This window comes from Pelomonas candidula (assembly GCF_043555985.1).
Taxonomy (GTDB): domain Bacteria; phylum Pseudomonadota; class Gammaproteobacteria; order Burkholderiales; family Burkholderiaceae_C; genus Pelomonas; species Pelomonas candidula.
In genome coordinates, this window is the sequence record NZ_JBIGIC010000011.1 from 19,332 (window position 1) to 41,395 (window position 22,064).

The 22,064-nt window shown below is 69.4% G+C and carries 22 protein-coding genes; 10 read left to right on the top strand and 12 right to left on the bottom strand.

Annotation, left to right across the window (positions count from 1 at the left end):
- Positions 1-185: 185 nt before the first annotated feature.
- Entirely contained in the window at positions 186-1,223 is a 1,038-nt protein-coding gene (locus ACG04R_RS20240) for an ornithine cyclodeaminase (protein ID WP_394415068.1), read from the bottom strand.
- A gap of 126 nt (positions 1,224-1,349) precedes the next feature.
- Between ACG04R_RS20240 and ACG04R_RS20245 the strand changes: the two genes are divergently transcribed.
- From ACG04R_RS20245 to ACG04R_RS20255, 3 genes are read left to right on the top strand one after another with little or no spacing between them, the layout of a single operon-like run.
- Positions 1,350-1,775, top strand: coding sequence for an Lrp/AsnC family transcriptional regulator (locus ACG04R_RS20245; protein ID WP_394415071.1), 426 nt, complete (start codon positions 1,350-1,352; stop codon positions 1,773-1,775).
- Between the two features lie 55 nt (positions 1,776-1,830).
- Complete coding sequence (locus ACG04R_RS20250; protein WP_394415073.1) at positions 1,831-2,751, top strand: patatin-like phospholipase family protein; 921 nt, start codon at positions 1,831-1,833, stop codon at positions 2,749-2,751.
- Between the two features lie 4 nt (positions 2,752-2,755).
- Positions 2,756-3,400 (top strand): LON peptidase substrate-binding domain-containing protein, encoded by a 645-nt coding sequence (locus tag ACG04R_RS20255; protein WP_394415076.1) that lies wholly within the window; start codon positions 2,756-2,758, stop codon positions 3,398-3,400.
- Here the strand turns inward: ACG04R_RS20255 and ACG04R_RS20260 are convergent.
- From ACG04R_RS20260 to ACG04R_RS20295, 8 genes are all read right to left on the bottom strand, one after another.
- Positions 3,378-4,208 (bottom strand): alpha/beta hydrolase, encoded by an 831-nt coding sequence (locus tag ACG04R_RS20260; protein ID WP_394415079.1) that lies wholly within the window; start codon positions 4,206-4,208, stop codon positions 3,378-3,380. The two genes, ACG04R_RS20255 and ACG04R_RS20260, sit on opposite strands and share 23 nt — an antisense overlap.
- A gap of 74 nt (positions 4,209-4,282) precedes the next feature.
- Entirely contained in the window at positions 4,283-6,172 is a 1,890-nt protein-coding gene (locus ACG04R_RS20265; protein WP_394415082.1) for an alkyl/aryl-sulfatase, read from the bottom strand.
- Between the two features lie 17 nt (positions 6,173-6,189).
- Positions 6,190-6,936: a LytR/AlgR family response regulator transcription factor gene (locus tag ACG04R_RS20270; RefSeq protein WP_394415085.1), complete on the bottom strand. Its 747-nt coding sequence runs from the start codon at positions 6,934-6,936 to the stop codon at positions 6,190-6,192.
- Positions 6,933-7,994, bottom strand: a complete 1,062-nt coding sequence (locus ACG04R_RS20275; protein WP_394415088.1) for a sensor histidine kinase — start codon at positions 7,992-7,994, stop codon at positions 6,933-6,935. Before ACG04R_RS20275 ends, ACG04R_RS20270 begins: the two co-directional genes overlap by 4 nt.
- A 12-nt stretch (positions 7,995-8,006) precedes the next feature.
- Positions 8,007-8,729, bottom strand: a complete 723-nt coding sequence (locus tag ACG04R_RS20280) for a LiaI-LiaF-like domain-containing protein (RefSeq protein ID WP_394415091.1) — start codon at positions 8,727-8,729, stop codon at positions 8,007-8,009.
- 108 nt (positions 8,730-8,837) lie between these two features.
- Entirely contained in the window at positions 8,838-9,197 is a 360-nt protein-coding gene (locus tag ACG04R_RS20285; protein ID WP_394415094.1) for a LiaF transmembrane domain-containing protein, read from the bottom strand.
- A 143-nt stretch (positions 9,198-9,340) separates the two neighbouring features.
- Positions 9,341-10,195: a hypothetical protein gene (locus tag ACG04R_RS20290; RefSeq protein WP_394415097.1), complete on the bottom strand. Its 855-nt coding sequence runs from the start codon at positions 10,193-10,195 to the stop codon at positions 9,341-9,343.
- 405 nt (positions 10,196-10,600) lie between these two features.
- Positions 10,601-11,158 carry a phasin family protein gene (locus tag ACG04R_RS20295; RefSeq protein WP_394415100.1) on the bottom strand — a complete coding sequence of 186 codons (558 nt, stop codon included), beginning with the start codon at positions 11,156-11,158 and terminating at the stop codon, positions 10,601-10,603.
- A gap of 435 nt (positions 11,159-11,593) precedes the next feature.
- Here ACG04R_RS20295 and ACG04R_RS20300 point away from each other — a divergent pair, with 435 nt between their 5' ends.
- Positions 11,594-12,526, top strand: a complete 933-nt coding sequence (locus ACG04R_RS20300; RefSeq protein WP_394415103.1) for a histone deacetylase family protein — start codon at positions 11,594-11,596, stop codon at positions 12,524-12,526.
- Here ACG04R_RS20300 and ACG04R_RS20305 read toward each other — a convergent pair.
- Both ACG04R_RS20305 and ACG04R_RS20310 read right to left on the bottom strand, forming a co-directional pair.
- On the bottom strand, positions 12,504-14,039 hold the full coding sequence (locus ACG04R_RS20305) for a methyl-accepting chemotaxis protein (protein ID WP_394415106.1): 1,536 nt from the start codon (positions 14,037-14,039) through the stop codon (positions 12,504-12,506). The genes ACG04R_RS20300 and ACG04R_RS20305 overlap by 23 nt on opposite strands.
- A gap of 69 nt (positions 14,040-14,108) precedes the next feature.
- Positions 14,109-14,567: a cache domain-containing protein gene (locus ACG04R_RS20310; protein WP_394415109.1), complete on the bottom strand. Its 459-nt coding sequence runs from the start codon at positions 14,565-14,567 to the stop codon at positions 14,109-14,111.
- 192 nt (positions 14,568-14,759) lie between these two features.
- On the opposite strand from ACG04R_RS20310, the gene ACG04R_RS20315 reads away from it, so the two are divergent.
- The 5 genes from ACG04R_RS20315 to ACG04R_RS20335 all read left to right on the top strand — a co-directional run bounded on the left by ACG04R_RS20315 (position 14,760) and on the right by ACG04R_RS20335 (position 19,117).
- The gene (locus ACG04R_RS20315; RefSeq protein ID WP_394415112.1) at positions 14,760-15,197 is read left to right on the top strand and encodes an acyl-CoA thioesterase; all 438 of its coding nucleotides are present in this window, start codon (positions 14,760-14,762) and stop codon (positions 15,195-15,197) included.
- The gene (locus ACG04R_RS20320; RefSeq protein ID WP_394415115.1) at positions 15,194-15,907 is read left to right on the top strand and encodes a nitroreductase; all 714 of its coding nucleotides are present in this window, start codon (positions 15,194-15,196) and stop codon (positions 15,905-15,907) included. Before ACG04R_RS20315 ends, ACG04R_RS20320 begins: the two co-directional genes overlap by 4 nt.
- Positions 15,907-17,226, top strand: coding sequence for a sodium:proton antiporter (locus ACG04R_RS20325; protein WP_394415118.1), 1,320 nt, complete (start codon positions 15,907-15,909; stop codon positions 17,224-17,226). The genes ACG04R_RS20320 and ACG04R_RS20325 overlap by 1 nt, the downstream gene beginning before the upstream one ends.
- Complete coding sequence (locus ACG04R_RS20330; protein ID WP_394415121.1) at positions 17,214-18,203, top strand: 2-hydroxyacid dehydrogenase; 990 nt, start codon at positions 17,214-17,216, stop codon at positions 18,201-18,203. The genes ACG04R_RS20325 and ACG04R_RS20330 overlap by 13 nt, the downstream gene beginning before the upstream one ends.
- Before the next feature lie 86 nt (positions 18,204-18,289).
- On the top strand, positions 18,290-19,117 hold the full coding sequence (locus tag ACG04R_RS20335) for a hypothetical protein (protein WP_394415124.1): 828 nt from the start codon (positions 18,290-18,292) through the stop codon (positions 19,115-19,117).
- Here the strand turns inward: ACG04R_RS20335 and ACG04R_RS20340 are convergent.
- A complete protein-coding gene (locus ACG04R_RS20340) occupies positions 19,095-20,600 on the bottom strand; it encodes an FAD-binding oxidoreductase (RefSeq protein ID WP_394415127.1) in 1,506 nt (501 codons plus the stop codon). The genes ACG04R_RS20335 and ACG04R_RS20340 overlap by 23 nt on opposite strands.
- 98 nt (positions 20,601-20,698) lie before the next feature.
- Here ACG04R_RS20340 and ACG04R_RS20345 point away from each other — a divergent pair, with 98 nt between their 5' ends.
- Positions 20,699-22,060: a DNA recombination protein RmuC gene (locus tag ACG04R_RS20345; RefSeq protein WP_394415130.1), complete on the top strand. Its 1,362-nt coding sequence runs from the start codon at positions 20,699-20,701 to the stop codon at positions 22,058-22,060.
- The last annotated feature ends 4 nt before the right edge of the window (positions 22,061-22,064 follow it).

Below are 22,064 nucleotides of genomic sequence, written 5' to 3' on the forward strand. Positions count from 1 at the left end.
CACCCGGCGAGGATTTGCAACGCCGCGCGCGGGCTTTTTGGCCACAACCCCACGGGAAGGCCATCCGCCAGGGGGGCACTCCGCGTTGCACCGCTGGCCCGCATATCAATGCGGGCTGCGCGCTGCGCCTTGATTGCCCCCTGGCGGATGGCCTTCGCGGCCTACTGCCGTCGTGTGAACAGGCCCTAGGCGGCCCGCAACTGGCTGTTCAGCTGCAGTTGGCCGAACAGATCCTTGGGGTCGGCCATCAGCGGGATCAGGTCCAACGGCTGTCCCAGGCCCAGCTGCCGGCTCAGGTCGTGCAGCAGTCGCAGCGCGGAGAAGTCCTCCAGCGCGAAGCCGACCGAGTCGAACACCGTGACCTGTTCGCGCGATTCGCGGCCCGGCGCGTCGCCGGCCAGCACGCGCCAGAACTCGGTGACGGGGAAGTCCGCCGGCATCTGCTGCATGTCGCCCTCGATGCGGCTCTGCGGCTCGAACTCGCAGACCACGCGCGCCATGGCCAGCACGTCGCGGTGCAGTTCGGTCTTGCCGGGGCAGTCGCCGCCGACACCGTTGATGTGCATGCCGGGTTCGATCAGGTCCGGCGTCAGGATGGTGGCTAGGCCCTTGTCGGCGGTGACGGTGGTGACGATGTCGGCGCCGCGCACGGCATCGGCAATGGAGGTGCAGATCGTCAGCGTCAGGCCCGGCGTGCCCTGCAGGTGCGACACGAGCTTGGCTGTTGCCGCCCTGTCGATGTCGAACAGCCGCAGCTCGCGGATGCCCAGCAGGTGGTGAAACGCCAGCGCCTGGAACTCGCTTTGCGCGCCGTTGCCGATCAGCGCCATGACGCGGCTGTCGGGACGGGCCAGGCGCTTGGCGACCATGACGGACGTCGCCGCGGTGCGCATGGCCGTCGTCAGCGTCAGCTCGGACAGCAGCGCCGGAGCGCCGGTGGCCACGTCGGCGAGCACGCCGAAAGCCATCACCGTCGGCAGGCCGACGCGGTGGTTTTTGGGGTGACCGTTGACGTACTTGAAACCGTACAGGCTGGCGTCGCTGATCGGCATCAGCTCGATGACGCCATCGGCGGAGTGGGCAGCGACGCGGGGCGTCTTGTCGAACTCGGCCCAGCGGCCGTAGTCGGCCTCCAGGTAGGCGACGAGGCGGCGCAGCAGGTCGGGCAGGCCGATGCGCTGCACGAGGCGGGCGACATCCTGAGTGGAAAGAAACGTGGTCATGGCAGCGGCTGGCTGTGGCGTTGGCTTGATTCTTCCGACCCCGCCCGCCAGGCAGAAGCGCAACTCTTGTTCAGTAATGCTGGCTGATTTGCCAGAATGGCAGCCCGTACTGACGATTTGATCAAGATGGACGCGCTCGACCAGCAACTCATCGCGCTGCTGCGCACCGATGCCCGCGCCAGCGTCGCCACGCTGGCGGCCAAGCTGAAGGTGTCGCGCGGCACGGTCACCAACCGCATCGCCAAGCTGGAGGACAGCGGCGTCATCACCGGCTACACGGTGCGCCTGCGTCCCGATGCCGCGCCGGACCAGATCTGCGCGTGGATGAGCATCACCGTGGAAGGCAACCGCACACGCGAGGTCGTCGCCATGCTGCTGGGCGAGCCCGGCATCACCGGCCTGTTCGACACCAACGGCCGCTGGGACCTGCTGGCCGAGATCAGCAGCGCCAGCCTGCAGGAGCTGGCCGACGTGCTGGAGCGCGTGCGGCTCATCAAGGGCATCGCGGGCACGGAGACCAGCATCCATCTGCAGAGCTACAAGCTGGGCTGAAGCCGTGCAGAAACACCGCTCGGTTATCGTGCCGCCGCTCTCTGCATTCCTGAACATGATCTCTGCCCTGATCCGCCGCGCCTCGCTCGCGGCCCTGCTGCTGGCGCTCGCCGCCTGCTCCGTCCCGCTGACGACGCCGCAACCCCCTGTCGTCACGCCGCCGCCGGTAGACCCCATCCCTGTCGTCAAGCCGGTTCCGAAACCACCGCGCCTGGGCCTGGCGCTGGGCGGCGGCGCGGCGCGCGGCTTTGCGCACATCGGCGTCATCCAGGTGCTGGAGGAGAACGGCATCAAGGTCGACCTGGTCGCAGGCACCTCGGCCGGCAGCCTGATCGCGGCGATCTACGCCGCCGGCAGGAACGGCAAGGAGATGCAGGCGCTGGCCGAGGGCATGGACGAAGGCGCCATCACCGACTGGTCCTTCCCGTTGCGCGGCCTCATCCGCGGCGAGGCGCTGGCGCGCTTCGTGCGCGAGAAGACCGGAGGCAAGGGCATCGAGCAGATGGCCGTGCCGTTGGGCATCGTCGCGACCGACCTGTCCGACGGCTCGCCCATCCTGTTCCGCAGTGGCGACACCGGCACGGCCGTGCGCGCCTCCAGCGCCGTGCCCGCGGTGTTCCAGCCGGTCAAGATCGGCCAGCGCGAGTACGTGGACGGCGGCCTGGTGTCGCCGGTGCCGGTGCGCTTCGCGCGTGAGATGGGCGCCCAGCTCATCATCGGCGTGGACATCAGCTCTCCGCCCGAGAAGGACCCGCCGGGCGACGCCTTCCGCATGCTGATGCAGACCTTCTCCATCATGGGCCGCAGCATCAACACCTTCGAGCTGCGCGAGGCCGATGTCGTCATCCGCCCGCGGCTGGACGGTGTCGGCAGCGCCGACTTCACCGCGCGCCGCCGCGCCATCCAGGCCGGCCGCGAAGCGGCGCAGGCGATGCTGCCGCTGATCAGGCAGCGCATCGCCGAAAAGACCCGCTGACGCGATGAGTGCCGAGACGCCGCCTGAGACACCACTCTTCCCGCTGCGCTCGGTGCTGTTTCCGGGCGGCTGGCTGCCGCTGCGCATCTTCGAGCCGCGCTACCTGGACATGGTGAGGCGCTGCCACGCCGACGGCCAGCCGTTCGGCGTCGTCGCGTTGACCGAAGGCCAGGAGGTGCGGCAGCGCGATGGCGGCGGCTTCCAGCGAGAGACCTTCCATGCCGTCGGCACGCTGGCGCGCATCGAGCACTTCGAGCACGAACAGCCGGGGCTGATCCGCATCCGCACGCGTGGCGCGCAGCGCTTTCGCGTGCAGTCTTCGCGCTGCCTGAGCCACGGTCTGTGGGTGGGCGAGCTGGCGCTGCTGGCCGATGACGCCGTCGTGGCGGTGCCGGACGACCTGCGTCTGGCTTCGCGCCAGCTGCAGAGCCTGCTGGAGGGCTGGCGCGAGCGCGTCGGCCCAGAGGAGCTGCCGTTGCAGCCACCCTATGCCTGGGAGGATGCCGGCTGGCTGTCCAATCGCTGGGCCGAACTGCTGCCGATGCCGCTGGACGACCGTCAGCGGCTGATGGCGATGGACAACCCGTTGCTGCGGCTGGAACTGGTGGTCGACCGGCTGGAGTCGATCACCGGTTCAGCCAACCGGTGAGGGTGCCCAGCACCTGAGCCTTCTCGGGCTCGTTGAAGATTTCGTGGAACAGCGCGGGCCAGGGCTGCGTCGTGACGACGCCGGCCGGCGCCGATGTCGCGAAGACCTCGCTGCCGCGCGGCGCGACGCAGCGGTCCGCACCGGCCCACATCAGCAGCGTGGGCACGGCCCAGCGCGACGCGTCGGCGATGACGCGCGGGCCGGCGTCGACGATGAAGCGGGTCAGCCGCGCGGTGATGCGGTCGTGCACCAGCGGATCGGCGGCGTAGGCGGCCACGACGGCCGGGTCTCGGCAGATCCACGCGGGCTTCAGGCCGTTGCCGACGGCCAGGCCAGGCGCCAGCTTCTCGGCCATCGCCAGTGCCAGCCTCTGCGCGGTTCTGAGGCCGGCGTCCAGCGCCGGCGACGACAGCACCAGCGCGTCCGGCGGCCGGCTCCATGCGGCCGGCTGGGCCGACAGCGCCTCGGCCGCGAAGCGTGCGGCGACGAGGCCGCCGAGGCTGTGGCCCAGCAGCACGAAGCGCGCGCCGGGGCGGCGCACCGCGTCGATGACGCGGGCCGTGTCGCGCAGCAGCGCGTCGTGGTCGGGAATGTCTCCGCGCGGGCCGGCGCTGTGGCCGTGGCCGCGGTGGTCCCAGCCGTGCACGTCCCAGCCGGCAGCGTTCAGCGTGGCGGCGACGTGGGCGTAGCGCTCGCAGTGCTCGCCCAGGCCGTGCACGACGAGCACCTGCCCGCGTGCGGCGGTGGGCGTGTTGGCGGGCCAGTGGCGGGTGTGGAGCTGGAGGCCGTCGTCGGTGGTCGTCGTCATCGCGTCGTCGGTGGGGGGCGGAGGCGTGAGTCTAGAAGCCGGCCCGCGAGCCCGGTGCACGCAGCTCCCGCGGGTCAGCGCGTCACGATGGGAAAGTTGCCCGACGCGCCCTGGAACAGGCCGAAGAAGCGGCTAAGCGCCAGCGGGTTGCCGCCCAGCTGCACGTCGCCGCTGGTCAGCGCTTCGCGGGCCGACAGCTGGCCGCTCAGCAGCCGCAGGTAGACGGCCTTGGGCAGCGTCAGCGTGGCGTTGGCGCCTGCATCGGCCGCACCCTTGCGATAGCGCAGCACCGAGTTCGCGACGGTCAGCACGTAGGTGTCGCCGAGGTCGGTGAAGACGAGGTTGATCTTCAGGTTCACGCCCTCGGCCTTGGCCGGGTCCAGCGATGCGGCCGAGCGCTCGAAGAAGCGCTCGATGGGCACGTACTGCAACAGGTCGCCGAGTGCGGCCAGGCCACCGGCCCGCGGCGTGCTGGCGCCGCGCAGCTCCAGCGCGCCGGACAGGTAGAAGTTGCGCTGCGGTGCCGACTCGGCCTTCCAGGCGAGCTGCTCGAAGGTCCTGGCCAGCAACTCGCGCGCGGGCTGGTTGCCGGCGTCGGCGAGCACGGCATGGCGCAGCAGCTCAGCGGCCCAGCGGTGGTCGCCCGCGTCGAAGGCGGCCTGCGCGGCGGCGACGATCTTGTCGGGCCCGCCGGCCAGTTGCACGTAGCGCCGGGCCATGTCCACCGGCGGCAGCGGGTCGAGGTGGCTGGGGTGGCCGTCGAAGAAGCCCAGGTAGAACTGGTAGACGGCGCGTACGTTGAACTTCAGCGCGCCGTAGTAGCCGCGCACGTCGAAGTCTTCCTGCAGCGCCTTGGGCAGCTGCATGCGCTCGGCGATCTCGTCGGCGTTCAGGCCCTGGTTGATGCCGCGCACCGTCTGGTCGTGGATGAAGCGGTAGACGTCGGCCTGCGCACTGATGAACTGCTTGATGCGCGCCGTGCCCCAGACCGGCCACTGGTGGCTGTTGAAGACGACGTCGGCGTTGGCCGCCCAGGACTGTGCGGTGTCGAGGTAGCCGGCCCAGCGCAGCGCGTCGCGCACCTTGGCGCCGCGCGGCGTCAACAGGTTGTGCAGGTTGTGGCTCAGCAGCTCGGCGCCGCAGAAGGCCTTGAACTCCGGCAGCTCGATGACAAACTCAGCCGGCGCTTCGCTGCCGGGCACGTTGTGGAAGACGAGCCGGCGGCCGTCGACGACCAGCTCCTGCCCCTCGCCCTCGATGAGCTGCGTCGGCGCGAGGATGCCCAGCCGCCCCAGCGCCAGCGCCTTGCCCAGGCCCGTGTCGACGGAGCCGGTGGCGCTGCGTGGCAGCAGGTTGCCGTACATCCACGTCGCACGCCGGCCCATGGCCGTGCCGACGAGCAGGTTCTCGCTGGTCGCCTCCTCCATGAATCCGGCCGGCGCGATGACCGGCACCTGGCGTGCCTTGACGTCCTCGGCGCTGATGACGCCCAGTGCGCCGCCGAAGTGGTCGGCATGGCTGTGCGTGAAGACGACGGCCGAGACGGGCTTGTCGCCCAGGTACTGGCGCGCGAACGCCATTGCGGCGGCGGCTGTCTCGCGCGAGGACAGCGTGTCGATGACGATCCAGCCGGTCTTGCCGTCGACGAGAGTCAGGTTGGCGAGGTCGAAGCCGCGCAGCTGCCAGATGCCTCCAGCTGGGCCTTCCGTGACCTTGAACAGCCCGATCTCGTTGTTCAGCTTGGCGTGGCGCCACAGGCTGGGGTTGACCGTGGCCGGCGCGTCGCCGTCGATGAAGGTGTAGTCGGCGAAGTCCCAGACGACGTTGCCGTCGGCGGCCTTGATCTGGCCGCTGGGGCGGGCGATGAAGCCGCGCTTGGCTTCGGCCGGTGCCGGGTCGTCGGCGTGGGCGCTCGGCGTGGTGAATGCCGCGAGGGCGAGGAGGGCGGTGGCGAGGAGGCGCATCGCGTGATTCTGCGGGTTCAGACGGCGGCGCGCAGCCGTTCGTAGCCACTGCGGCTGACGGGAATGCGCTTGCCGTTCTTCATGCGGGCGATGTAGGCATCGCTGTCGGTCTTCTCCAGCCCCTGCAGCGCGGCGAGGTTGATGATGAAGGATCGGTGCACGCGCACGAAGCGGGCAGGGTCGAGCTGGGTCTCCAGCTCGGAGATGCGCTGCGGCTTCAGGTGCTCGCGGCCGTGGGCGTGGAAGGCGACGTTGTCGGCCTGGGCCTCGATGTAGGCGATGTCGTCGACGAGCAGCACCTGCATGCCGCCGTCGAGGCTGGCGTCGCGCACCAGCACGCGCGTGATGCGCGGCCCCGCCGGGGCGATCAACTGCTCCAGCCCCGGCGCGGCTTGGCCGATAAGGCGGCGGGCGCGCTCCAGCGCGGCGTCGAAGCGGGCCTGCGAGAAGGGCTTGAGCAGGTAGTCCACCGCGTGCAGCTCGAAGGCACGCATTGCGTGCTGGTCGTAGGCCGTCGTGAAGATGACGCCGTCGCGCCGGCCTGTCAGTTCCAGCACCTCCAGGCCGGTGAGCCTGGGCATCTGGATGTCGAGGAAGACCAGGTCGGGCTTGAGCTCGGTGAGGGCGCGTGCCGCATCAAGGCCGTTGTCGGCCTCGGCGACGACGGCGATGTCGGCGTGCGGGCGCAGGTACTCGGCCAGCAGGCGGCGGGCCAGCGCTTCGTCTTCGGCAATCAAGGCTCGCATGGGGGCACGCAGCGTCATGGTGTCGTCTCGAAGGGAGCGGAAATCTCGACGGCGAAGCCCTCGGGCGTCGCGCCCCACTGCACGCGGGCGCGGCCGGCGTACTGCGCGGCCAGGCGCTCGCGCAGGTTACGCAGGCCCAGACCCAGGCCGGCCTCGTTGGAAGGGATGTCGGGTACCGGGTTGCGCACGGCCACGTGCAGCCAGCCGTCGCGCACCAGCGCCTGCAGGCTCAAGAGCCCGCCGTTGTCACGCGGGCGCAGGCCGTGCTTGAGCGCGTTTTCCACCAGCGGCTGCAGCGTCAGCGGTGGCAGCAGCGCGGGCAGGGCGTCGGGCGCGGCGTCGATGTGCGTGGCGAGCTTGTCGCCCAGGCGCTGCTGTTCGATGGCCAGGTAGTGCGCCACGAGGCCCAGCTCGTCCTCCAGCCGGATGCGCTCGCGGCCGGCGAGATCCAGCGTCTGGCGGAAGAACTGCGCCAGGTCGATGGCCATCGCGCGCGCGGCGGCCGGGTCGAGGTGGGTGAGGGCGCTGATGGAGTTCAGGCTGTTGAACAGGAAATGCGGATCGATCTGCAGCCGCAGCAGCTGCAGCTCCATGTCGCGGGCCAGCAGCCGCGCCTGGGCCTCGCGGGCGGTGGCGTCCTGCGTGTTCTGGAAGGCGATCAGCAGGTCGTGCGTCAGCACCGCCAGCGTCAGCAGTCCGAGCAGCGCCGCTGCCAGCAGCGCAAGTCCGCGTGGCCCCAGCCCCACCCAGCCTTCAAAGTGGCCGAACAGTGCGCCGGCGGCGTCCCAGGCGGCGGCCAGCGCCAGCATGACGGCAGCCAGCGTTGCCACGAGGCCGACCCGGTAGCCCAGCGCGGCCGTCCACGTCGCGGCGCCGAAGGGGCGGGTGCGGCAGGGGTAGTAGGTGGCCAGCGCCACGAAGGCGAACACGCCGCACAGCGGCACGGTCCACGGCAGCGCCCAGCCCAGCGGCGCGAGGCCCAGGGCCTGCAGCAGCGCGGCCAGCGCCGGGCCGGCCAGCGCCCAGGCCAGCAGGTAGACGGCCAGCCCGCGCCAGTGGTTGAACAGCGGATGCACGACGGCGGGCCGTCAGTTCTTGATCTCGACGCCGCCGAACATCACCTCGCCACGCAGCACGAGGCGCGGGCCGGCGTTCATCGGCGGGACGGTCTTGTTCTCCACGCCGCCGAAGGTCGACATCACCTCGACGACGACCTGCCAGTCCCGCGGCACGCGCAGCTCGATGCCGCTGAAGCGGGCGAAGATGTCCAGCCGCGCTTCGGGGCCTTCGATGGTGGCCTGGGTCAGGTCCAGCTCGACACCGCCGAAGGTGCTGGTGATGCGCCCGCCCTTGAAGGTGCGCGAGTCGTGGCGCTGGCTGATGGTGCTGAAGCTGGCGTCGATGTCGGCCAGTTCGCCGTGCTCCAGCGTGGAGGTCGGGAACCAGTCCGTGCCCCGGCGGCGCTGGAAGAAGCCGCGCGTCAGGATGGACAGGCCGGCCAGGATGACGACGACGGGCCACCAGTCACGCCAGTGGAACTGCAGGTAGCCGAGGTTCTGCCCGGTCATGATCAGGCCCACGCCGATAAGCACGAGGCCGAACAGGCCGCTGCCGCGAGGCTGCGGCCAGGCCAGCCGCCCCAGCCCCCACAGCACTAGGCCCAGCGGCCAGAAGGTGTGCAGCAGCGCGATGTCGAAGAGACGCAGGTTGTCGAGCAGCGCCAGCGTGCCGACACCGACGACGGCCAGGCCGAACAGGATGCGATGGCCGGGGTTTTGGTCGTGGCGGTGGCGATGGCGGGAGCGGCGCATGGGCGGTGACGATCTTTGACGAGGCCACCAGTAGACCTCGGCCCGGCCCGTGCGCGGGCGCCATGTCGGCGAATCGCCGCGTTCGGCCGATGAATCGACGCTGCGGCCTCAGGCGCCCGGCTTCGGGGGCTGGCTGCGCCACAGCATGGACACGCCGCCCAGGATGACGAAGGCCGGCCACCACTCGTGCATCGCGAAACCGGCGTAGCCCAGGTTCCGGGCAGTCATCAGGCTGCCGATGAGGACCATCGCCAAGCCGGCGATGGGGCTGCCTTCGTGGCCGACGAGGCGGGCCACGCCCAGCATCACCAGCACCAGTGGCCAGAAGGTCTGCAGCAGCGGCAGGTCGAAGACCCGGTGCTGGTCCAGCAAGGCCAGCGTGCCGGCGACCAGGAGGCCGGCACCGAGAAGCATGTGGCGGGCAGAGCGGCGGAGCGGGGTCTGGGCGGCGAGGTGAAGGCGGTTCATGAAGGTCTCCTGGGGATCAGTGATGCCAGTGGACCTTCAGCGCCGCCGCGGCGCGACGGATTTGCGCCGGGCGGACGATGGGGGCGACGAATGGACACGGGGCGTCGCGAAATCAATCAGGCGCGCCCGGCCTCGGAAATTCTTCAGGCGCTGCAGCCACCCAGTTGGCAACGGGCCGGTGGTATCGGCCTTTGTGCCCGTCGCCCCTGCCAGACCGCGAGAATCAGCAGGGAACCCAGCAGCCACTGTGCCCACTGCGCGGGCTCCGGCACTGCGGAGACGGCGAAGCTGAGTGTGTCGCTGCCACCCACGACGCGGTACCCCACCATCACGCTGGAACCGCCCTCGCCGACAGGTGCAGTCAACGCCGTGACTTCGGAGTACGGCGTCGTCGAGCTGAACGGGTGGTCGGCAGCGATGTTCAGCGTCAACGCGCGGCCGGCCGGCAGGTCGATTGACAGCCCGCTGAGTTGCGTGAAGGTGAGCACGGCCGTGAAGCCCAGGCCATTGGCGCTGTTCGCCGGCGCCATGGCACTGAAGAAGCCTGCGGCCAGCGCCACCGGAGAGGCACCGGCCTCCAAAGCCACTGTCGCGGCACCGGTTGTGGCGTCAAAGCCGAAGCTGGCCTTGCCCTGGGCGGCGTACAGCGTCGCCGTGCTGAGCCCGGTCGAGTTCACGTCGAATTTCGCGTACAGCGAATGACCGGATGGTTGAACCGTGCCACCCGCCACCAGGTAGGCGCTGATGTCGATGTAGCCGCTCTCGACAAAGTTGCCCGTGTAGTCGGTGAACCGGATCACCGACCACTCCGACCCGGTGAAGCCGGTGGCCTGCACGGAGGAGGGGGCTCCGGCGGCACCGGCATCAACGGCCACCGTGGTACTGGCTGACACGATGCCGGGGCTTGCTGCCCCGGCGACCGCAAGCGCGACTGCGGCGCCCCAACAGCGGGCCAGCCGCGTCCACTTGACCGCTGCGCGGGCCTCGTCGTGGCCCAACGACTGCGTCCTCGCCCTGGGCGAGGGTCCATCGCTTTTAAACATCGTCACTCCCTGACACATTGTGTTGGCACCTGTCCTCACTGGCCGGATTAGCACGTGCTGTGCCAGATGCGTCTGAGGAGGCTAGCATTTCGATGACGTGACATGACCCGCCCCACGCCGCCTCTTTGAGTGACTACCCCGCATGTCGGGGAAGCGCTCGCCCACCGCCCCGCAGGCGCTGCGACCCGATCCGCCAGAGTCTTCCAGCGTCCTGGAAGCCGAGTGATCGCGGAGCGTGAAGCTCTGATACGCAGCGCGGGCGCGCTTCCATCGAGGGCATCTGCCACTCTCGATGGTGCAAGAAATAAAAAAGCCCGGTGCGTGTGCACCGGGCTTTCATCGGGTGGGAGCCTGAAGGCTTCAGGCGGCAGCGCGCTTGGCGGTGCGGGTGGCCGTCTGCGTGGCCTTGACGGCTTGCGTCGTGGCAGCCTGGAAGTTGGCTTCGGCGACTTCAACAGCTTGCTTGGTGGCCTTCTGGACCGACTCGAAAGCGTTGTTGGCGGCAGCGACGGCGGACTTCACCAGGGCCACGGCGTTCTCGGTGCCGGCCGGGGCGTTCTTGGCGGCGGTGTCCACCAGCGTGGAGAAGGTCTTCTGCGCGTCGGCGAACTGGCTCTCGGCAACCTTGGCGACTTCGGCGCCGGTGCTGGAAGCGATGTCGTAGATGTGGCGGCTGTAGGAAGCAGCCTTCTCGGCGGTCGGTTGCAGCAGGGCGGCCTGCAGGGACAGCAGTTCTTGCGCGTCCTTGACGGACAGCGCGGCGGCGGTCGTGTCGGCGGCTTCGGTCAGCGCGGTCTTGGCGACTTGCAGGTTCAGCTCGACGAGTTTCTCGACGCCTTCGAACGCCTTGTTCGTCAGGCCGAAGAGGGTTTCGACGTTGGCCTTGTGAGCGGCGAGGACTTGTTCAGCGGTCAGCATGGTGGACTCCAGTTTCGAGTGAATGAACCGATTGCTGTGCTTGATTGCTGCACTGCAACATGAAGCGAATGATAGGGGTCCCGCGCCGGATTGCAAGAACTATTTTGTGCGGTGCAGCAAATTAGGGGTGAAGGCGTGTGACAAAGCGCTGACGCTATCGTTGTCACGGGTCTGTTTACGCTACGGCAACAGGCCGCGTTGTGGCCAGAAAGGCCGCAGGCACGACGGCAGACCGCAAGCCGGACTCGTGTCCGGCGAGGATCTGCAACACAGCCTGCGGCCTTTCTGCCCACAACCCGAAGGGAGGGCCCGCCGCCAGGGGCCACTCGTTGTTGCAGTGCTGGCCCGCACGTAAGTGCGAGCGGTGCGCTGCGCCTAGATTGGCCCCTGGCGGCGGGCCTTCGCGACCCGTTGCCGTAGCGTAAACAGACCCCGATGTTCGCCTTCCATTCAGACGCCCACAGCCTGGCCTTGCCGCCCGGTCATCGCTTCCCGCAGTCCAAGTACCGGCTGCTGCGCGAGCATTTCGAGCGCGAGCCGGGGCTGCTGCGGATGCAGCCGGCGCCGGCTGCCAGCGAGGGCGAACTGGCGCTGGCGCACACGCCGGACTATGTCGATGCGGTGCTGCTGGGGCGTCTGAGCGCGGCGCAGCAACGCGAGATCGGCTTTCCGTGGAGCCCGTCCATGGCCGAGCGTTCACGCCGCTCGGTGGGCGCCAGCATCGCTGCGGCGCGCGCGGCGCTGGAGGAGGGCGTGGCGGCCAACATGGCGGGCGGCACGCATCACGCTTATGCCGACAAGGGTTCGGGCTACTGCGTCTTCAACGACGTGGCCGTGGCGGCGCGGCTGATGCAGGCCGAGTGGGGGCGGCGACATCGGAGCCTGCTGCGCGTGCTGGTCATCGACCTGGACGTGCACCAGGGCAACGGCACGGCGGCCATCTTCCGCGATGACGACACGGTGTTCACGTTCTCGATGCACGGCGCGCGCAACTTCCCGTTCCGCAAGGAGCCCAGCGACCTGGACGTGGACCTGCCCGACGGCTGCGGCGATGCCGACTACCTGGCGGCGCTGGACCGGGCGATGGACGAGGTCTGGCGGCGATGCGAGCCGGGCCTGGCCTTCTACCTGGCGGGCGCCGACCCGCACGAGGGCGACCGCCTGGGCCGGCTGAAGCTGACCTACGACGGGCTGGCCGAGCGGGACCGCCGCGTGCTGACCGCGCTGCGCGAGCGACGCATCCCGGTGGCGCTGAGCATGGCTGGTGGCTATGGACACGACCTGGCGACGACGGTCGCCGTGCAGGTCAACACGCTGACGCTGGCCGCGCAGTCCTGGCAGGCATTCAACGCACGCGGAAACGACTGACCACCTGCGCCAACCTCTGTGCCTGCTCGCGCAGCGACTCGGCTGCCGCAGCGCTTTCCTCCACGAGGGCCGCGTTCTGCTGCGTCATGTCGTCAACCTGTGTGACGGCCTGGTTGACTTCGTCGATGCCCCGGCTCTGCGCGGCGGCGCCGGCGCTGATCTCGCCCATGATGTCGGTCACGCGCTGCACGGCGCCGACGATCTCGCCCATCGTGGAGCCGGCCTCCTGCACGTGGCGGGCGCCGGATTCGACGCGCTCGACGCTGACGCCGATCAGCGTCTTGATCTCCTTGGCCGCCGCGGCGCTGCGGCCCGCGAGGCTGCGCACCTCGCCGGCCACGACGGCGAATCCGCGTCCCTGCTCGCCGGCGCGCGCGGCCTCCACCGCGGCGTTCAAGGCCAGGATGTTGGTCTGGAAGGCGATGTCGTCGATGACGCCGATGATGTCGGCGATGCGCTTGCTGGACGACGCAATGTCGTTCATCGTGTCCACCACCTGCTGCACGACGCTGCCGCCGCGGTGGGCCACGTCGGCCGCACTCGTGGCGAGCTGGTTGGCCGTCTGTGCGTTCTCCGCGCTCTGGCGCACGGTCCCGGTCAGCTGGCCCATCGACGAGCTTGTCACCTCGAGGCTGGACGCCGTCTGCTCGGTGCGCTGGCTCAGGTCCTGGTTGCCCGACGCGATCTCGGCGGACGCCGTGCGGATGGAGTCCGCCACCAGCATGACCTCGCCCACGGTGTTGCCGAGCTGCTCGCACATCTGGTTCAGCGCCTGCATCAGCACGGCCAGCTCGTCCTTGCCCAGCGGCGTGGCGCGCTGCGTGAGGTCGCCGGCTGCGACGGCCTGGGCCAATGACAGCGAGGCGTTGACGTCAGCCGCGATCTTGCGCTGGTTGGTCAGCAGCAGGCCCATGCCGACGCCAGCAGCCAGCAGCGACACCAGTGCGAACAGCCATGTGCGCTGGTGCGTGTCGGCCAGCTGTGCCTCGGCCGCGCTCTGCTGGTCGGCGCCCATGCTCTGCACGATCTTGGCGATCAAGGTCGCCAGTTCCTTGTAACGGTCCTCGGCCTCCTGCATCGCGGCCACGCCGGTATTGGGGTCGACGGAGGCCAGGTCGATGGCCGCGTCGGCCTTGGCGAGATAGGCCTTCAGCAGCGGCAGCGCCGCGTTGATGTGGGCATCGGTCTCGGCCTGCGTGATGTCCATCTCGGCCAGCGTCGTCAGCGTGCGGGAGAGCCCTTCGACCTGGCTCTTCAGCTGTGCCCGCAGCTCCTTCACCTTGGCGTCGTCCAGCGAGCCGATCAGCGCGATGGTGCGGTAGACGCCGCCGTGCATCTCGCCCACCTGGGTCTGCACGGCCACCGTGGTCATGAAGACCTCGTTGCGCTGCTGGCCGGCGTCATTGGCGGCGACGACGCCGCGCAGCGACAGCATGTTGTTGCCCAGGCCGATCACGAGAACGACCACCAGCGCCGCCAGGGGCGGCATCAGCATTTTTGCAGCCAGCTTCATCTTCAGACTTCGAGTTGGAAGCCGCCGGGCGCCGCACCCAGAGGGCGCGTCGGCCTCTGGGCTGCTGGGTTACTTGTAGATGCCGCCGCAGACGATGGTGTCGTCCAGGCGCTCACAGTACATCTGCTTGGGCTCGATCTTCTTCGTCGTCGGGTTGGTGAACTTGTAGTCCTGCCAGAAGCCAGCGGGCTTGGACTTGCCCAGCTCGACGCGCTCCTTGATGAAGGGCTTGCCGTCGATGTCCTTCAGCTCGATCAGGTTGCGGCCGACCTGCTTCTCGTTGGCGCCGTGGGCCAGGCACTTGCCGTCCAGGCCATAGACGACGAGGTAGAGATCCTGCTTGGTGAACTGCGCGTTCTTGGCGGTGATCTCGCCGTAGGCCTTGTCCTTGCCGCTGGCCTTGATGTAGGCCACACCCTTCTTGACCATGGCCACTGCGTCGTCCTTCGTGGCGTGCTGCGCCAGGGCGGGTTGCGCGCCGACGACGGCGGCGCACGCGAGGACGAGACCTGCAAGGGATCGGTTCATGCGAGTGCTCCTTCCGAGCCGTTGTGAAGCCGTTCTCATCGCTGCCGCCTCGTGGCTGCCGCGACCTGAGCCCGAGAGGCTCCAGGCCAGTGTCTCTCCACGAAATCCCGTCGCGCAAGTGCATATGCCGCAATCCTTTGCAAAGCCTGACCCTTCCCGTGGTGCATTGCACGCATGGAAGAATGCAGCGCCATGACGCGACCGCAGCCCGACGCCCGCCACGCCTACCCCCGCTTCGTGCCGCTGACGACGCGCTGGATGGACAACGATATCTACGGTCACCTGAACAACGTCGTCTACTACAGCCTCTTCGACACGGCGGTGAACTCGCTGCTGATCGAGGCCGGCGCGCTGGACCTGCATGCTGGCGACGTGATCGGCCTGGTCGTCGAGACGCACTGCAACTTCTTCGAGTCGCTGGCCTTCCCGCAGAAGATCGACGCCGGCGTGCGCGTGGCCCACCAGGGCCGATCCAGCGTGCGCTACGAGATCGGCCTGTTCGCCGAAGGCGCCGAGCTGTGCGCCGCCCGCGGCCACTTCGTGCACGTCTACGTGGACCGCGACAACCGCCGCCCGGTGGCCGAACTGCCCGCCGCCTACATCTCCGCCTTGAAGACCCTCACGCCATGAGCCGTTTCGCCACCCCCACGCCCGAGCAGACCGCCGCCGTCGACGCGGCCATCAAGACCCGGCACTCGCTGCGCGCCTTCCTGCCGACGCCGGTGGCGCGCCAGACCATCGAGGACATCCTCGAAGTCGCGTCCTGGGCGCCGTCCGGCACCAACACGCAGCCCTGGCAGGTGCATGTGCTGACCGGCGACGCGCTCAAGCGAGTCTCGGGCCGCATCCAGGCCGCCTACCTTGATGCCGAGCAGAACGTCGCGCATAAGGAGGAGTACGCGTACTACCCGAACGAGTGGCGCAGCCCCTACATCGACCGCCGTCGCAAGGTGGGCTGGGACCTCTACGGGCTGCTGGGCATCGCCAAGACCGACAAGGCGCGCATGCAGCACCAGCATGGCCGCAACTTCATCTTCTTCGACGCGCCGGTGGGCCTGTTCTTCACCATCGACCGCGTCATGCAGCAGGGCTCGTGGCTGGACTACGGCATGTTCCTGCAGAACGTCATGATTGCGGCGCGCGCGCGCGGCCTGCATACCTGCCCGCAGGCGGCGTTCACGCAGTTCCACAAGCTGATCGCCAAGGAGCTGCAGCTCAGCGACGAGCAGATGCTGGTCTGCGGCATGTCACTGGGCTTCGCGGACCCGGATGCCGTCGAGAACAGTCTGGTCACCGAGCGTGCGCCGGTGAGCGAGTTCGCGCGCTTCATCGAAGACTGATGCAGGGCGCGCAACTGGGTCTGGCCTGGGCCCTGCCATTCGCGGGGCTGCTGCTGTCCATCGCCGCCATGCCGCTGGCCGCGCCGGCGTTCTGGCATCACCATTTTGGCAAGATCGCCGCGGGCTGGACGGTGGCGCTGCTGTTTCCGTTCACGCTGGCCTTCGGCGCCGCCGAGACGGGCCACGTGCTGGTGCACACGCTGGTGGAGGAGTACCTGCCGTTCACGATCCTGCTCGGTGCGCTGTACACGACGGCCGGCGGCATCTACATCCGTGGCAACCTGCATGGCAGCCCGGCCCTCAACGCGGGGCTGATGGCGCTGGGTGCGGCGCTGGCCAGCTTCATGGGCACGACGGGCGCGTCCATGCTGCTGATCCGCCCGCTGATCCGCGCCAACGACAACCGCCGCCACAACGCCCACGTCGTCGTGTTCTTCATCTTCATCGTCAGCAACGTCGGCGGCTCGCTGACGCCGCTGGGCGACCCGCCGCTGTTCCTGGGCTTCCTGCAGGGCGTCAGCTTCTTCTGGACCGCAGGCCACCTGTGGGGCGAGACGCTGTTCCTGCTCGCTGCGCTGCTGGCCGTGTTCTGGGTGATCGACACCTGGCTTTACCGCAGGGAGGGCGTCACGCCCGTCGACCCGACGCCGGACGCGCCGCGTCTGGGCCTGGAGGGTGCCATCAACCTGCTGCCGCTGGCGGTGGCCGTGGGCCTGGTGCTGATGAGCGGCACGTGGAAGCCCGGTATCGTCTTCGACCTGTGGGGCACGCCGCTGCCGCTGCAGGCCTTGGTGCGCGACGCCGGGCTCGTCGCCGTGACGGGCGCATCGCTGTGGCTGACGCCGGCCGGCGTGCGCGAGAAGAACCGCTTCTCCTGGGCGCCCATGCAGGAGGTGGCCAAGCTCTTCATCGCCATCTTCCTGACCATGGTGCCCGTGATTGCGATGCTGAAGGCCGGCGCCGCGGGCGTGTTCGCGCCGGTGGCCGGCGCGCTGGATTCGCCGTGGGCCTACTTCTGGCTGACCGGCGGCCTGTCCTCGGTGCTGGACAACGCGCCCACCTACCTCGCCTTTTTCAACCTCGCTGGCGGCAACGCGGCACGGCTGATGACCGAAGGGGCGCCGGTGCTGGCCGCCATCTCGGGCGGCGCCGTCTTCATGGGCGCGATGACCTACATCGGCAACGCGCCCAACTTCATGGTCAAGGCGATTGCCGAAGAGCGGGGCGTGAAGATGCCCAGCTTCGGCGGCTATCTTCTGTGGTCTTGTGCGGTGCTGTTGCCGCTTCTCTTCGTGATGGCCTGGATATGGATGCATTGAAGGTTCTGGTGGCGCGCCGTGCGCCGACCGCGGTGCTCGAACGGCTCTCGGCCCGCTTCGACGTGGACTACCACGATGGCGAGGCGCCGCTGACGGCCGATGAGCTGCGCGCACGTCTGCAGGGCCGGGTCGGTGTCTACATCACCGGCACCGAGCGGATCACGGCCGAACTGCTGGATGCCTGCCCCGACCTGCGCGTCGTCAGCACGATGAGCGTGGGCTACAACCACATCGACGTGCCCGCCTGCACCGCGCGTGGCGTGCTCGTCACGAACACGCCCGACGTGCTGACCGAGACGACGGCCGATCTCGGCTTCGCGCTGCTGATGGCCACGGCCCGGCGCATGAGCGAGGGCGAGCGGCTGCTGCGCGACGGCGGCTGGAAGAGCTGGAGCTGGGACTTCCTCGCCGGTTCGGAAGTGCATGGCACGACGCTGGGCATCCTCGGCATGGGTCGCATCGGCCAGGCGCTGGCGCGGCGCGGGCGCTTCGGCTTCAACATGAACATCGCGTATCACAACCGCTCGCGCCTGCCGGCGGATGTCGAGGCCGAACTGGGGGCGCGCTACCTGTCCAAGGAAGACCTGCTCAAGCAGGCTGACCATCTCGTGCTGGTGCTGCCGTACTCGGCCGCGTCGCACCACGCCGTCGGCGGGCCTGAGCTGGCACTGATGAAGCCGACGGCCACGCTGATCAACATCGCGCGCGGCGGCATCGTCGACGAGGACGCGCTGGCCGCTGCGCTGCGTGACAAGCGCATCGCCGCCGCGGGCCTGGACGTCTTCGAGGGCGAGCCCAAGGTCAAGCCTGTGCTGCTGACGCTGCCCAACATCGTGCTGACGCCGCACATCGGCAGCGCGACGATGCCCACGCGGCTGGCGATGGCCGGCCTCGCGGCCGACAACCTGCTGGCCGCGTTGACCGGCGGGGTGGCGCCCACGCCGGTCAACGTGCCGGTTCAGCGCCAGGCCGCCTGACCCGTCGCCCCGCCGCAAAGGCATGCGACACAATCGCCCGGCACCGCCCCGTTGCCGGCGACGCTGAATCCCGACCCCCGTTCCTGATGAAACCCCTGCTGTCCGTCCTTGCTGCCCTCGTCCTCGCGCCCGTGCTGGCGTTGGCCCAGCCGCCCGGCGGCCCGCCGCGGGGGGGCAAGCCCGGTGGCGAAGCGTCGCCGCAAGCCGCCGCTGCGGTGGCAGAGGACAAGACGCCGCGGGACCCCAACAAGTACGCCGCGCTGTCCCTGCTGGGCGACAGCGTGCAGTTGCTCAGCCTGACGCCTGCGCGTGGCGACACCGTGCAGACCGGCGAATGGCGTGCCACGCCGGCCGGCAGCCTGGACGAGGCGGTGCTGCAGACACTCAACGAAGCCGTCAGGACCAGCGGCGGCAAGCGCGAGGCCAAGCTCTACACCTCGTCCACGCGCAGCCTGTTCGGCGACCCGGCCAATCTGTTCGTCGACGGCAAGCTCACGCTGCCGGGCAACCTCGCCGCCGCGGTGCGCCAGAGCGGCGCCCAGCACCTGCTGCTGATCACGCGCAGCCGCCAGGAGCCGGCGCTGGCCGCAGCCATGCCGGCGCACCTGCTCGCCACGCTGGAAGGCCCCGGCTTCGTGCTGGACCAGCGCCCCAGCGCGCAGATCGGCTTCGACGGCCAGGGCGGCCTGCCGGTGTTCGTGCCCTACGTGTCCATCCGTGTCGCGCTGGTCGATCTCGTTGACCTGCGCCTGCGCCGCGAACAGTCCATCGCCGTCGCCGCCCGGCTGCCGGTGGACCGCGCCAACGCGGCCAACCCCTGGGCCGCAACGACAGCCGAGCAGCGCGTGAAGGCGCTGGAGACGCTGATCGAGACCGAGCTGCCGAAGGCGGTCAAAGGGCTGGTAGCGCCTTGAGGATGTCGGCCGGGTCGTAGCTCTGCTTGACCTGGCGCAGCCGCGCGAGGTTGCTGCCGTAGCAGGCCTCGGCCGGCTTGTCGAGCAGGCCGTCCAGGTAGTTCACGTAGGCGCCGCCGGTGCTCCAGGCGGCCATCGTCGTGCGCATGCCATGGGCCCAGGTGGCGGCCTCGTCCAGCGTCGACGCGGGGCTGCCGGCCGCGTACTCGGCCAGGTACTGCGCGCTGAAGAGGGCGCCGCGGTGCGGGAAGGCAGTGGCGTCCGCCGCGACGCGGCCGGCGGTGCCGCCCATCAGGTTCAGCAGCACGGAGCCAGCGCGTCCGCTGTCGCGACGCTTCTGCACGGCCTGGCCCAGCGCGGCGATGCCGCTGCCGTCCAGTGGTTTGTCGAAGAAGTCCGAACTGGCTGCCATCGCGACGCGGCCCAGCGTGCCGCTGGCGTTCTGGCTGGGCAGGTGGCACTGGGCGCGGCTCAGCGAGGCGCAGTTGCCCAGCATGACGTCGCGGTAGGTTCGTGCCTGCGTGAAGGTGTCCGGCGGCGTGCGGCCGATGCGTGCCAGCAGGCCTTGCCAGTGCGGCTGCAGCGCGGCCGCGTCGCCGATGGCGATGCCCCACAGGTAGGCGCCGCTGCCTGACAGCGCGAGCTGCGACCAGATCGTGTCCGGCATCGTCTGCGGCCATGCCTGCCAGGCGCTCATGACGGCCGGCAGCTCGCTGAGCGCGAAGGTGGCGCCGAACTGCGTCAGCGGCGCGATGGCGTGGGTCTGGAAGGTCAGCTGCGTGACCCACGCCACCTGCCCGCCACCGCCGCCGCGCAGCGCCCAGAACAGGTCGACGTTCTGCGTGGGGCTGCAATCCAGCTGCCGGCCGTCGGCCGTGACGACGCTGGCCGACAGCAGCTGGTCGCAGGTGAGCCCGTAGGCGCGGTCCAGCACGCCCACGCCGCCGCCCAGCGTGATGCCGGCGATGCCCACCGTCACGCAGCTGCCTGAGGCGATGCAGCGGCCGGCGGTGATCAGCGTGTCGTAGATGTCGGACAGCTTGGCGCCAGCGCCCACCATGACGCGGTCGCCGTCCAGCTGCACCGTGTCCATCGCGCCTACGTCCACCACTAGGCCGGTGGTGTTGCTGGTGCCAAGGTAGCTGTGGCCGCCGCTGCGGGCCGTGAAGGCCAGTTTTTGCTGTTGTGCGAACGCCAGCGCCGCAGCGACGTCGGCCGCGTTTGCGCAGCGGGCGATGGCCTGTGGCTGCGTTGCGTCGTAGCGTGCGTTGGCGGCGCGGACGACGCGGTCGAAGTCCGCCTGGCCGGGCAGCAGCAGCGTGCCTTGCATCCGGCCCGACAGGCCGCTCCAGTCGATGCTGCTGGGCGGCGACGGCGCGGGTGCAGGCGAGGGTGCCGACCCACCGCCACCGCCGCCGCAACCGGGCAGGCCGCCACCGAACGCGGCCACACCGCCCAGGGCCAGAAAACGCCGTCTCTCCATCCTGCCTCCGAAGATGCCAATAAAAGACCAATTGGCAACTTTATGCGATGCCAAATAAATACCAATTTGAATTTGACGCCTCGGGAGACAATGCCGGGATGACCTTGATCGACGTGTTGCTGCTGGGCCTGCTGGCCCTGGTTTTGGTGCTTCTGGTTTTGATCTGGTCGCGAATGAAGCCGGTGTCGCCCGAGCTGCTGCAGCAGGGCACGGAGCGCCTGGAGCGCGAGCTGCGCGATGAGCTGGGCCGCAGCGCCAGCGGCACTCGCCAGGAGCTCGTGCAGGGCTTCGCGCAGTTCCAGCAGGTGCTGACGCAGGGCCTGCAGGGCAGCAACCAGTCGCTTGCCGCGCAGGCACTGGCGGCGCGTGAGGCGCAGGATGCCGCCGCGTTGCGCAGCGCGCAGGCGCAGGCCGAATCCATGCAGCGGCTCAACGATGCGATGCGCGAGCAACTGCAGGCGCTGTCCAAGACCAACGACCAGCGCCTGGCCGAGTTGCGGCTGACGGTGGAGCAGCGTCTCACCGCCATCCAGCAGGACAACGAGAAGAAGCTCGAGCAAATGCGCGCCACCGTCGACGAGAAGCTGCACGCGACGCTGGAGCAGCGCCTGGGCGAGAGCTTCAAGCAGGTCGCCGAGCGGCTGGAGCAGGTGCACAAGGGCCTGGGCGAGATGCAGAACCTGGCGCGCGACGTCGGCTCGCTGAACCGCGTGCTGACCAACGTGAAGACGCGCGGCGTGTTCGGCGAAGTGCAGCTGGCCGGCCTGCTGGACCAGGTCTTCACGGCAGAGCAGTACGCCGCCAACGTGGCCGTGCTGCCGGGCTCCAACGACCGCGTGGAGTTCGCGATCTCGCTGCCGGGCCAGCGCGACGACGGCAAGCCGCTGTGGCTGCCCATCGACGCCAAGTTTCCGCGCGAAGACTACGAGCGTTTGCTGGACGCGCAGGAGCGCGCCGACGCGCCCGCCGCCGAGGCCGCCGGCAAGGCCATCGAGAACCGGCTGCGCCTGGAGGCCAAGACCATCCGCGAGAAGTACGTCGCGCCGCCGCATACGACCGACTTCGGCATCCTGTTCGTGCCGACCGAAGGCCTCTATGCCGAGGCGCTGCGCCGCCCGGGCCTGCTGGAGAGCCTGCAGCGCGAGCACAAGGTCATGCTGTGTGGCCCGACGACGCTGCTGGCCACGCTAACCAGCTTGCAGATGGGCTTCCGCACGCTGGCGCTGGAGAAGCGCTCGGCCGAAGTCTGGGAAGTGCTGGGCGCCGTGAAGACCGAGTTCGGCAAGTTCGGCGACGTGCTGGCCAAGGCCAAGAAGAAGCTGGAGGAAGCCGGCAACACGCTGGACGCCGCCGAGGTGCGCACGCGCGCGATGACGCGCAAGCTCAAGGGTGTGGAAGCGCTGCCCGACGACGCCGCCCAGCAACTGCTGCAGCTGAGCCTGGGCGAGGACGCCGAGTGAGCGC

Coding starts and splice junctions, on each gene's coding strand:
- ACG04R_RS20325 (WP_394415118.1), top strand. CDS start 15,907: ATGCAGGGCGCGCAACTGGGTCTGGCCTGGGCCCTGCCATTCGCGGGG.
- ACG04R_RS20305 (WP_394415106.1), bottom strand. CDS start 14,039: ATGAAGCTGGCTGCAAAAATGCTGATGCCGCCCCTGGCGGCGCTGGTG.
- ACG04R_RS20250 (WP_394415073.1), top strand. CDS start 1,831: ATGATCTCTGCCCTGATCCGCCGCGCCTCGCTCGCGGCCCTGCTGCTG.
- ACG04R_RS20335 (WP_394415124.1), top strand. CDS start 18,290: ATGAAACCCCTGCTGTCCGTCCTTGCTGCCCTCGTCCTCGCGCCCGTG.
- ACG04R_RS20285 (WP_394415094.1), bottom strand. CDS start 9,197: ATGAACCGCCTTCACCTCGCCGCCCAGACCCCGCTCCGCCGCTCTGCC.
- ACG04R_RS20265 (WP_394415082.1), bottom strand. CDS start 6,172: ATGCGCCTCCTCGCCACCGCCCTCCTCGCCCTCGCGGCATTCACCACG.
- ACG04R_RS20300 (WP_394415103.1), top strand. CDS start 11,594: ATGTTCGCCTTCCATTCAGACGCCCACAGCCTGGCCTTGCCGCCCGGT.
- ACG04R_RS20320 (WP_394415115.1), top strand. CDS start 15,194: ATGAGCCGTTTCGCCACCCCCACGCCCGAGCAGACCGCCGCCGTCGAC.
- ACG04R_RS20345 (WP_394415130.1), top strand. CDS start 20,699: ATGACCTTGATCGACGTGTTGCTGCTGGGCCTGCTGGCCCTGGTTTTG.
- ACG04R_RS20340 (WP_394415127.1), bottom strand. CDS start 20,600: ATGGAGAGACGGCGTTTTCTGGCCCTGGGCGGTGTGGCCGCGTTCGGT.
- ACG04R_RS20260 (WP_394415079.1), bottom strand. CDS start 4,208: ATGACGACGACCACCGACGACGGCCTCCAGCTCCACACCCGCCACTGG.
- ACG04R_RS20280 (WP_394415091.1), bottom strand. CDS start 8,729: ATGCGCCGCTCCCGCCATCGCCACCGCCACGACCAAAACCCCGGCCAT.
- ACG04R_RS20295 (WP_394415100.1), bottom strand. CDS start 11,158: ATGCTGACCGCTGAACAAGTCCTCGCCGCTCACAAGGCCAACGTCGAA.
- ACG04R_RS20315 (WP_394415112.1), top strand. CDS start 14,760: ATGACGCGACCGCAGCCCGACGCCCGCCACGCCTACCCCCGCTTCGTG.
- ACG04R_RS20240 (WP_394415068.1), bottom strand. CDS start 1,223: ATGACCACGTTTCTTTCCACTCAGGATGTCGCCCGCCTCGTGCAGCGC.
- ACG04R_RS20330 (WP_394415121.1), top strand. CDS start 17,214: ATGGATGCATTGAAGGTTCTGGTGGCGCGCCGTGCGCCGACCGCGGTG.
- ACG04R_RS20310 (WP_394415109.1), bottom strand. CDS start 14,567: ATGAACCGATCCCTTGCAGGTCTCGTCCTCGCGTGCGCCGCCGTCGTC.
- ACG04R_RS20255 (WP_394415076.1), top strand. CDS start 2,756: ATGAGTGCCGAGACGCCGCCTGAGACACCACTCTTCCCGCTGCGCTCG.
- ACG04R_RS20270 (WP_394415085.1), bottom strand. CDS start 6,936: ATGACGCTGCGTGCCCCCATGCGAGCCTTGATTGCCGAAGACGAAGCG.
- ACG04R_RS20245 (WP_394415071.1), top strand. CDS start 1,350: ATGGACGCGCTCGACCAGCAACTCATCGCGCTGCTGCGCACCGATGCC.